This window comes from Paenibacillus sp. Y568 (assembly GCF_059445545.1).
This window is the reverse complement of record NZ_JCAIUM010000036.1, coordinates 1-10,056: the sequence shown is the minus strand read 5'-3', so window position 1 is coordinate 10,056 and position 10,056 is coordinate 1. Positions and strand designations below refer to the sequence as shown.

Here is a 10,056-nt window from a genome sequence, read left to right as displayed (position 1 = left end):
TTGGTCGCCAAGAGGCATACCAGAGAAGTGGAATCAGGCGACACATCCAAACCGGCTAAGTGGCAGAGCCACCCGGACCTGCGGTCCTTAAGCCGTTCGGACGTCAGAAATGCGGAAACGTTATGTGAAATCCATGGAAAGTTCGTAAAAGCCTCTTAAGACCTCAAATTGAAAGGACCATTTACATGACTTATGAAGAATTTCAAGAATTGAAAGAACGAGTTGGTTGGGGAGAAGAATTCTTAATTTATCATAATGACATAGGCTATTGGATAAGCAGGAATAATAATGGGGTTTATTTTACAAGAAATAAGGATAGTTTTACTCAAAAATTTATAAACTCAGAAGAATTATTTGATAAAGCCCTAATAGAACAAAGATATATAAAAGATTTATATAATGAAATTGAATGGTAAGAATGAATTAATTCAGAAAACGAATATGAAGGTGACTCAGGAAGTCATGGACATCACATAACAATGTTTTTCAGCATCGTCGCTGACGCTCCTTGGTCGCCAAGAGGGAGTTTCTGAGAAGTGGAATCAGGCGACACATCCAACCGGCTAAGTGGCGAAGCCACCCGGACCTTCGGTCCTTAAGCCGTTTGGACGTCAGAAATACGCAACGTTATACGCAACCCCTTTGAGATTGATAACCCAATGAAACCTAGTAACAACAAATAAATAAAGGTGATAGATCAGATTAAATCAAGGATAATAGTAAGGAAGAAAAAAAGAATAATGGTAGAAATGAAGAAGGATGCATTTACGAAGTAGCAGTTGAGGACCAAGTCACACGGAATAGTAGAAGGGGTACCTTTCCTATGCGGAAACGGATCCGATAGAAGCAAAAGATAGAACACATCAAGACATATTAAATACATAAAACACACAAGACATATATGGATGTGGAATCGGAGAAGAAGGGGCAGCGTATAACAATGCATTTTTGCTTCGTCGCTGACGCTCCTTGGTCGCAAGAGGTATTTCGGAGAAGTGGAATCAGGCGACACATCCAACCGGCTAAGTGGCAGAGCCACCCGGACCTACGGTCCTTAAGCCGTTCGGACGTCAGAAATGCGCAACGTTAGCAGACATGCTGAAAATAACTAATAGGAGCAAACCATTTATGATTGAATTTCCATATGAGAGCCAAATAAATGATGAAAAAATAAAATCATTTGTTAGTTTTTTAAAAAAAGAAAAAATTGAAAGTTGTTTGATGAGTCTTGGTCAAGATATTGTGCTTCAATATTTTAGAAACAATAAATCTAAAGATAAGCTCCACAAAGTTAACTCATGCACGAAGAGCGTTACTTCATGTTTAATTGGAATTGCTTTCGAGCAGGGATTGATTTCAGATCTTAATACGCCGATTGTTAATTACTTTCCGACGCTTCAACAAGATAAAGACATCCGGAAACAATGTATTACAATTGATCACTTATTGAGTATGAGTGCGGGTTTCGATTGGCCGGAGTTGGGGGAATGGAATGGCTGGCCACAAATGATACATAGTCCCAACTGGGTTAATTATATATTAGAGCGCCCATTAAACGCCGAACCCGGTGAACGAATGAACTATAATTCTGGATGCAGCCATCTGTTATTATCAATACTTCAAAAGGTATCTGGAATGAGTGCAAAAGATTTCGCAATAAAGTATCTCTTCTCTAGTTTGAAGATTAAAGATTTCATATGGCATGTAGACCCTCAGGGAGTTAATATTGGTGGTTTCGGGATACACATGTCTATACAAGATATGCAAAAATTCGGTTACTTTTATTTAAACAAGGGGCGTTGTGGGAAACGACAATTACTTAGTGAAGAATGGATATCTAATTCAACAAAACCTAAGTATTTAACATATGAAGACATAGGTTATTACGGTCGTCATTGGTGGGTGTCAGATGAATCATTAGACCGATCTTTTTATTTTGCTATGGGTTTGGGAGGGCAGTATATCTGTGTAGATCCTTCCCAAAATATAGTTATCGCATTAACAAACAATACATACAGTGATACCTTAAAACCATTAAAAGCTATTACAAAACTTTTGCAGTGACTCGAAGAAGTCAGCACATCTGCTAACAAAACATTCCTACATCGTCGCTGACGCTCCTTGGCCGCCAAGAGGGGTATCGGAGAAGTAGATTCAAGCGACACATTCAACCAGCTAAGTCTATCGACCCGTTCCCTACGGTCACTTAAGCTGCTTGAACGTCAGGAATGCGCAACGTTAGCTGAAATTGCCGGAAGATATTAAATCAAAGTGAGGTTATCTCAATGGAGAAAGTGATATCGTACTACAGTTCCTTTGACGAATGGGGTCGTCTTGATCGTGAACCATTAGAGTTCAAAGTGAATTTTCATCACATTATTAAGAACCTACCAAACAAAGGGCATATATTAGATAACGGAGCTGGACCTGGGAAGTATGCAATTGAATTAGCTAGACAAGGCTATCAAATTACTTTAACTGATTTGACGCCAAAGCTAGTAGATCTTGCCAAGCTGAAGGCCAACGAACATGAATTACTGAATCAATTTAATGGTTTTTATACGACTGATGCTAGAGATCTAAGTCAGTTTTCAGAGGGCCAATTTGATGCTGCACTTATGTTAGGACCGCTATATCATCTTCAATCAGCAGAGGATAGAGACAAAGCAGTTTCAGAATTATATAGGGTAACAAAACCTGATGGACTTGTTTTTGTAGCGTTTATGTCCAGGACAAGATTTTTGACAACCTCAATTATGTATCCTGAATTTTGGAAACCTAATCATACAGCTATAGGGATAGAAGACTTTTTAGATTCAGGTAAGTTTGACCATATTGATGCTGGAAGATTCACTGGAGCCTACTACTTTCATATTCAAGATATCAATCCTTTTATGGAGTCCCATGGATTCAAATCAGAGAAGCTAATAGGATCTGGAAGTATTGCTGGAGCAATGAATCAGGAGCAATGGGACTACTGGAAACAAAGAGGAGAAGATGAATTCAACAAAATCATGGAAATAATTTTTAATGAATCTGAAAACCCGTATGTTCTAGGGACGTCTTCACACCTCTTATATATTGGTAGGAAGTAAGAGGGGATTCAAGGTTACTCGGTGAAGTCGGCAACATCAGCTAACAATGTATTCATGCTTCGGATCCTCCGGCTCCTCGGTCCGCCAGATGAATTTCGAGGAAGCTGAATCAAGCGGACACACCTGCGAGGCTAACTGCGCTGACGCGCAGCCGGTCACTCGTGACCTTAAGCCTCTCGGCGTCGTGAATACGAGAACGTTAGATGACAGGACCTGAAATAATACATTTAATTAAACATGGTAAGTCATTTAATTCATATATTATTCTTGATTTTGGAGTTATATAAGTGTAAGGGGATGATTACGTGACTATAGAGATTTCAGTGGAAAAAGCTCGCTCGCAAGGAATTGAAGCCAGACATGACCTGATGGGAAACGGAGAACGAAGATATAGATTAATATGTAACGACGGTAGTTCTTATTGCAGAACTGAAGCGTCTACTCAGGGAGCATGGCAAAACAGTCACTATCATAAAACACTGACGGAGTTCTATATTGTTCAATCTGGTTGGATCGCATATGCAGAGTATAGGGACGGTCAACCGTATGTAGAGATTATTAGGCAGGGTAAAAGCATCAATGTTGAAACGTTTGTTCAGCATAACATTTTTATGCCTTCTAATAGCGTAATACATACGATTAAATATGGTTTGGGTAGTGAAAACGATTGGTTTGCATCTCCTGAGTTGGATGAACTAATTAAAGAAATGAATGAAGAAGAGTTACTCAAGAAATATGAAAACACATAAAGACTAAGAGATTTATAAGTATCTCGAAGATGTAGGCCCCATCATCTAACATAACATTCCTACGCCGTCGCTGATGCTCCTCGGTCGCCAAGGGGATTTTCGGAGAAGTGGAATCAGGCGACACATTCAACCAGCTAAGTCTGACGACCCGTTCCCTTCGGTCACTTAAGCTGCTTGAACGTCAGGAATGCGCAACGTTAGATGAAATCTTCGAAAAATATATATACATAACAAAGGAGCAAAGAAATGTACCCACCTAAACATATACTTTCTGCTGCAGCTATTGTTTTGAATGAAAAGAATGAATTGTTACTTATTAAAGGACCAAGAAGAGGCTGGGAGATGCCGGGCGGTCAAGTAGAAGAGGGAGAATCCCTAAGTCAAGCTGCAATAAGAGAAACAAAAGAAGAATCTGGAATAGATATAGAAATTATCAAATTCTGCGGAATATTTCAGAACGTAGAGAACTCAATTTGTAACACTTTATTTTTAGCCAAACCAATTGGTGGAGAACTTACAATATCATCTGAAAGCTTGGAAGTAGGCTTCTTCTCGATGGAAGAAGCACTTGAAAAAGTTGAATGGAAAGGTTTCAGACAAAGAATAGAGTATTGTTTAAGACCTGAAATGCAACCATTTTGTGTTGAGTTTATGGATAAGAAGAATATATGAGGGTATCTCTAGAAGTCGCAGACATCATCTAACAAAGCATTCCTGCATCGTCGCGTTCGCTCCTTGATCGCCAAGAGGACTTTCGGAGAAGTGAATTCAGGCGATACATTCAACTAGCTAAGTCTGACGACCCGTTCCCTTTGGTCACTTAAGCTGCTTGAACGTCAGGAATGCCAAACGTTATATGACATAATTGCATTGGTGAATGCAAAACCTTAAAGATCAAATAATTACTTTTGAATACTGGAGACAAGATTAAAGATGATATTTAAATCTAAAACAATAGCAGAGCAAGATATTGAATGGTCACCAATGGGATTGGGAATGATTTCGATTCCATTGGTACTCGTAGGCATATTTGTTTTTGGTTTTCCTGAGTTGGTGGTAAAGATATGGAAATTCTATATTTATAGTAGGATGAAACCGAATTATGAATTTGAAGAAAATATCGAATATAAGGAACCTAAAAGATTAATTATAATAATATTGAAAATAATAGGAGCTTTATTTGTTGTATTTGGAGTATATCTCTTTTGGAATGCAGAAACTTTTTATAATAATTGGATTGAATAAAATATGGAATTAATGGAAGTTAATACAGGGAGGCAATTGCGTCACATAACATTGCATTCTTGCTGCGTCGCTGACGCTCCTTGGTCGCCAAGAGGGATTTTCTGAGAAGTGGATTCAGGCGACACATCCAACCAGCTAAGTGGCGGAGCCACCCGGACCTACGGTCTCTTAAGCCGCTTGAACGTCAGGAATGCGCAACGTTATAGGAAATCAGCGTAAATCAATAATGCCAAAGGAGGAATGATATCAAATGGATTGCGTATTTCATTTATTAAAACTGTTAATTGCTATAAGCATAACACTCGTTAATACAAATACCATTACACAACCGGTTAAGAGTATTCAAATCATAAACGATTCTGATATTGACCTAGATGGAAAAAATGATGAAATTCTATTATTTTATAACACAAGTAATAGAACTATTGGATTAAAGGTAAAAGATTCAGAAGTAAATATTTTGAAAGTTGATAGTGAGAAACAAATTTTTAATCCACAACCAAACGATCAATACGCATTTCAGATATTAACAAAAGGAAATATGATTATTGTTGGATCGACTTATTCCTTTACTAATAAATATGGTTCTAATTCTAAAGTCAATTGCTATCAGTACATAGATGGGAAACTGTCAAAGGTTTGGTCATCTGATGATGACCTACAAAAAGAAATTATTGTAAATTATTACAATAAAGAAACCAATAAACTGGAAGTCAGTATAGACCATGATAATAAATACATTATCCTAAATGACGATGAAGAGAAGACGTATTTAGATTTTATTAATAAAGATAACGGAAAGTCTAAAGTGGAATTAACTTTGAAAATTACTCCTGAGTACACGTTCTATGATTACAATCATGATGGTATACAGGACCTGATAACTAAATCAATTGTTGAGGGGATATCAATTTCAAAGGCATATTACTCGATTTATAGTTTTTCAAAAATCGGTATTAATGAAATAGATAGCTGGTTTTATGGAGATAAACCTTTAATTGAAAATGAAATACCATTCAATTAATAATAGTTAAGGACTCAGAGCAACGATTTGTAAGTTATTCAAAGAAGACGCTGACATCCGATAACACAGCATTCCTACTGCGGGCATTCGCCCTTGATCGCCAAGAAGGATTTCCAAGAGGTTTAGTCAGGCGATACATTCAACCAGCTAAGTCTGACGACCCGTTCCCTTCGGTCACTTAAGCTGCTCGAACGTCAGGAATGCCAAACGTTATCGGAAATTCGAGCAATAGTAGAATTAATGAGATCTAAATCATTATAAAGGGGAATTGAATTGAATAATATTCAATTAAAGGTTGCAACAAGATATGGATTTGTTGATAGATATGTCGATGGAGAGATTAAGAAATGTGAATATAATACTGATTTCTTTGACATCATTATTGACGGTAATTCATTATATAGTATTTTCAAATCAGATGACTATATATCAGTACTTGGACAAAGCGATGAAGAAGCACAACGTAAAGAAATAGAAAGATTCTTGTTGGAACTCCCACCGGAATTAGAGAGTGGACGATATTTCATCTTTGTATGTCCAATGTGTGCCGATCTCAGTTGTGGAGCAATTACAGTTTCCATTAAACGAGAAGAAGAAATTATAATATGGACTGATTTTAGATATGAAGATGATGAAACAAGTACATCATTGGATATAGGAACTTATAAATTTCAATGGAAAGATTATTTAATTAACATATCAAGTGCAATTTTTAAGGAATAGAATAGTGAATAGTAGCTCATTCGTAGAGGGCTCGAACATCCGATAACACAGCATTCCTACTGCGGGCATTCGCCCTTGATCGCCAAGAGGGATATCAGAGAAGTGGATTCAGGCGATACATTCAACCAGCTAAGTCTGACGACCCGTTCCCTACGGTCACTTAAGCTGTTTGAACGTCAGGAATGCCAAACGTTATCGGAAATCAGCGAAAAATATTAACCTTGAAGATATTGTTCATCAATTACCTATTGGGAATTAGTCAAAATAACTACAAAAAATAAAATATTTTGATAACAAGCTATTTGTGATGAGTATGCTATAATGTATAGGAACATATGTTTGCATAGGGGGGCTGAATAACGTGAATGATCCATATCAAATCTGTCCAACTTTTGAAACTGATAATTTTATTTTTCGATTAGTTCGTGATGAAGATGCAATAGACCTTTTGGAATGTTACTCTGATCCAAAGGCACAACAATTGTTTAATAGTGATAACTGTTTAAGTGGTTTTCAAATTGAAACAGTTGACCGAATGTTACATTTTATCCAGTTTTGGCAACAAGAATACGAAAAGAAGTATTATATACGCTTTTGTATCGTAGATAAGAAAATTTCGAAACCAGTCGGTACAATAGAATTTTTTACACGTAATGACTCCTTTGAAGTTTACGGCAGTATTGGGATATTACGAATTGATCTTGCTTCAGAATATGAAACCAAAGAGGTTATCACTGAGATTCTTCAGATGATAGAAGAGCATTTTTATGATTGTTTTGAAGCAACTAGTATCGCAACAAAAGCTATACCTATTGGTGAACAAAGAATCTATGCACTATTGAATTTAGGATTTCATGTTTTCGTGGATTATCAAATCATTCCCTACAAAGATTACTTTATAAAAACAAGAAATATTGTATTAAGATAGATCAAGATAATTTTTCAGTATTTCGAAGAAGTCGCTGACATCCGATAACACCACATTTGCGCTGCGGATCGCAAGCGATCCTTGGTCTGCCCGAGGAATTTCGGAGATGTGAACTCAGGCAGACACACCTGCACTGGCTAAGTGGCGGAGCCACCCGGCCTAACGGCCTTAATCCAGTGAGGCGTCGTGAATGCAAAACGTTAGCTGAAATACCACAAAGAGGTGAATAAATGATTAAAGAAATTGCTTGGGAGATTTTTGAACTTCGCAAAGAAAATTACTTAAGTAAGACTGCTGAAGAAATTAGTAAATTGGAGACGAGCTTCTCCCTATTAATGAATAAATTTGAAGACGGATTGAAAGTTGTAAATGAAAAATCCGAACTACTAGAAGTAATCAAGAGAGATAAAGATTCATTTGATTTCCCAATTACACTGATGATCGATACGTATAAGAAACTAATTGAGTTAGACCCTATTTGTTGGGAACATTATAAAGATTTCATTGACTATTTGAGCTGGTTTGGACCTGATTGGGAACATGAACAAAAAGAAATGGAAAGATATATAAAAACTAAAGATTGGCAAAATGCCAAAACAGTTGTAAATATAATTGAATATGATAAAGATTTCGAGTAGTAGTTCAAAGATGCATGGTACATCAGCTAACAACGTTTTCCCACTGCGGGGCTACGCCCCTTGGTCTGCAAGAGGGATTTTGAAGAGGTGTAATCAGCAGACACACCTGCACCGACTAACCGCGTCGCGGCCGCCCTTCGGGCTTAAGTCGGTGAGGCATCGGGAACACAACAACGTTAGCTAAAATTGATGAAAACTATTATAAAAAAACCCAAGGAGTTGTCCATATGGATGTAGAAATTAAAAATACATTAATAGAAAGCTATAATGCTAATGCAAAATTAAGAGATAAGTTTGAGATTGAAAGTTGGAAGCTCAATGAATTAAATCGATTTATTTCCTATTTTAGTAACATAGTTGGTTTAAAACTCCTTGATATTGGTGCAGGTTCCGGTCAACATAGTCAGTATTTAAAGTCAAATGGTTTCGATGTGCTTAGTATTGATATGAGCCCAGAAATGATCAAATCATGTCTCAACAGAGGGTTAAAGGCTCAAGTGATGGATGTTTACTCGTTGAAGTTAGAAGAGGACTCATTTGATGCAATTTGGTCAATGAACGCATTACTTCATGTGCCAAAGAGAAGGTTGGATATTGTTTTTAATAATATTAAGACTGTATTGAAGCCAGGCGGATTTTTTTACTTAGGTCTATATGGGGGTTATGATAGCGAAGGGATTTGGGAAGAAGATCCATATAAACCTAACCGGTTTTTCTCGTTTTATAAAAATGAAGATATAGAAGTAAAAGTTAAAGAATATTTTGATGTATTGAATTTTGAAGTGGTTCCAATGATTGGTATGAATACAGACTTTCAATCATTTGTTTTGAGAAAGAATAAATTCTGATAGTTAATTCAAAGAAGTCATCAACATCAGCTAACATTGCATTACCACAGCGGTCGCTACGCTTCCTTGGTCACCAAGAGGAGTTTCGAAGAAGTGAATTCAGGTGACACATCCAACCAGCTAAGTGGCAGAGCCACCCGGACCTACGGTCCTTAAGCCGTTTGGACGTCGGTAATGCGCGAACGTTACCTGAAATATCTGGGATAGGGACGTAGGAAGGGCATTAAAGAATGGATGATAGAGAAATTCATGAAGAAATAATGAACAAAAGGTAAAGTCATAAGAATAGAAGCGAAAGATCTAAAAAAAACCAGGTTTAAATTCAGCATTAGAGGCATTTCGAAGAAGAGATAGAAATACATAAAGAAAATCGAAACAAAACTAAGTGAGATTAAATACGTTAAGAACATTAAGAACATTAAGAACATTAAGAACATCAGAACCATCAAAGACATGATAGATATGAAAGACATCAAATAAAATTAAATGATACAAGGAATTTGAAAGTAGATTCAGGGAAGTCAGATACATCAGGTAACACCACATTCCTACTGCGGGCATTCGCCCTTGATCGCTTAGAAGGATTTTCAAGAAGATTATTCAGGCGACACATTCAACCAGCTAAGTCTGACGACCCGTTCCCTACGGTCACTTAAGCTGCTTGAACGTCAGGAATGCCAAACGTTATCAGAAAGATCAGCAAATCTATTTTAAACATTGAAGGAGCACTATATGGCGACTATAGCACTGATAAGGCATGGTAGCACCAGTTGGAATAAAGAAGGACGAGCACAGGGTAACTCTGA

Annotated in this window: 12 protein-coding genes; all 12 read left to right on the top strand. The window is 37.2% G+C overall.

Annotated features, from left to right (window positions below):
- Positions 1–185: 185 nt before the first annotated feature.
- Complete coding sequence (locus AC1D7X_RS25495; RefSeq protein ID WP_495476400.1) at positions 186–416, top strand: hypothetical protein; 231 nt, start codon at positions 186–188, stop codon at positions 414–416.
- A gap of 712 nt (positions 417–1,128) precedes the next feature.
- The gene (locus AC1D7X_RS25490; protein ID WP_495476399.1) at positions 1,129–2,064 is read left to right on the top strand and encodes a serine hydrolase domain-containing protein; all 936 of its coding nucleotides are present in this window, start codon (positions 1,129–1,131) and stop codon (positions 2,062–2,064) included.
- Between the two features lie 221 nt (positions 2,065–2,285).
- The gene (locus AC1D7X_RS25485; protein WP_495476398.1) at positions 2,286–3,095 is read left to right on the top strand and encodes a class I SAM-dependent methyltransferase; all 810 of its coding nucleotides are present in this window, start codon (positions 2,286–2,288) and stop codon (positions 3,093–3,095) included.
- 305 nt (positions 3,096–3,400) lie between these two features.
- A complete protein-coding gene (locus AC1D7X_RS25480) occupies positions 3,401–3,844 on the top strand; it encodes a hypothetical protein (RefSeq protein ID WP_495476397.1) in 444 nt (147 codons plus the stop codon).
- Positions 3,845–4,090: 246 nt separating this feature from the next.
- Positions 4,091–4,516, top strand: a complete 426-nt coding sequence (locus AC1D7X_RS25475) for an NUDIX hydrolase (protein ID WP_495476396.1) — start codon at positions 4,091–4,093, stop codon at positions 4,514–4,516.
- A gap of 261 nt (positions 4,517–4,777) precedes the next feature.
- Complete coding sequence (locus AC1D7X_RS25470; protein ID WP_495476395.1) at positions 4,778–5,089, top strand: hypothetical protein; 312 nt, start codon at positions 4,778–4,780, stop codon at positions 5,087–5,089.
- 250 nt (positions 5,090–5,339) lie between these two features.
- Positions 5,340–6,113 carry a hypothetical protein gene (locus tag AC1D7X_RS25465; protein ID WP_495476394.1) on the top strand — a complete coding sequence of 258 codons (774 nt, stop codon included), beginning with the start codon at positions 5,340–5,342 and terminating at the stop codon, positions 6,111–6,113.
- Positions 6,114–6,386: 273 nt separating this feature from the next.
- On the top strand, positions 6,387–6,836 hold the full coding sequence (locus tag AC1D7X_RS25460; protein WP_495476393.1) for an oxidoreductase: 450 nt from the start codon (positions 6,387–6,389) through the stop codon (positions 6,834–6,836).
- A 361-nt stretch (positions 6,837–7,197) separates the two neighbouring features.
- Entirely contained in the window at positions 7,198–7,764 is a 567-nt protein-coding gene (locus AC1D7X_RS25455) for a GNAT family N-acetyltransferase (RefSeq protein ID WP_495455710.1), read from the top strand.
- 230 nt (positions 7,765–7,994) lie between these two features.
- Positions 7,995–8,402: a hypothetical protein gene (locus tag AC1D7X_RS25450; RefSeq protein WP_495476392.1), complete on the top strand. Its 408-nt coding sequence runs from the start codon at positions 7,995–7,997 to the stop codon at positions 8,400–8,402.
- A 227-nt stretch (positions 8,403–8,629) separates the two neighbouring features.
- Positions 8,630–9,250, top strand: coding sequence for a class I SAM-dependent methyltransferase (locus AC1D7X_RS25445; RefSeq protein ID WP_495476391.1), 621 nt, complete (start codon positions 8,630–8,632; stop codon positions 9,248–9,250).
- A 732-nt stretch (positions 9,251–9,982) separates the two neighbouring features.
- The coding region (locus tag AC1D7X_RS25440) for a histidine phosphatase family protein (protein ID WP_495476202.1) at positions 9,983–10,056 on the top strand (74 nt) is incomplete at its 3' end.

What these genes read in the sequence shown, in the direction of transcription:
- AC1D7X_RS25475 (WP_495476396.1), top strand. Translation starts at nt 4,091, where the DNA reads ATGTACCCACCTAAACATATACTTTCTGCTGCAGCTATTGTTTTGAAT.
- AC1D7X_RS25495 (WP_495476400.1), top strand. Translation starts at nt 186, where the DNA reads ATGACTTATGAAGAATTTCAAGAATTGAAAGAACGAGTTGGTTGGGGA.
- AC1D7X_RS25485 (WP_495476398.1), top strand. Translation starts at nt 2,286, where the DNA reads ATGGAGAAAGTGATATCGTACTACAGTTCCTTTGACGAATGGGGTCGT.
- AC1D7X_RS25465 (WP_495476394.1), top strand. Translation starts at nt 5,340, where the DNA reads ATGGATTGCGTATTTCATTTATTAAAACTGTTAATTGCTATAAGCATA.
- AC1D7X_RS25490 (WP_495476399.1), top strand. Translation starts at nt 1,129, where the DNA reads ATGATTGAATTTCCATATGAGAGCCAAATAAATGATGAAAAAATAAAA.
- AC1D7X_RS25450 (WP_495476392.1), top strand. Translation starts at nt 7,995, where the DNA reads ATGATTAAAGAAATTGCTTGGGAGATTTTTGAACTTCGCAAAGAAAAT.
- AC1D7X_RS25445 (WP_495476391.1), top strand. Translation starts at nt 8,630, where the DNA reads ATGGATGTAGAAATTAAAAATACATTAATAGAAAGCTATAATGCTAAT.
- AC1D7X_RS25470 (WP_495476395.1), top strand. Translation starts at nt 4,778, where the DNA reads ATGATATTTAAATCTAAAACAATAGCAGAGCAAGATATTGAATGGTCA.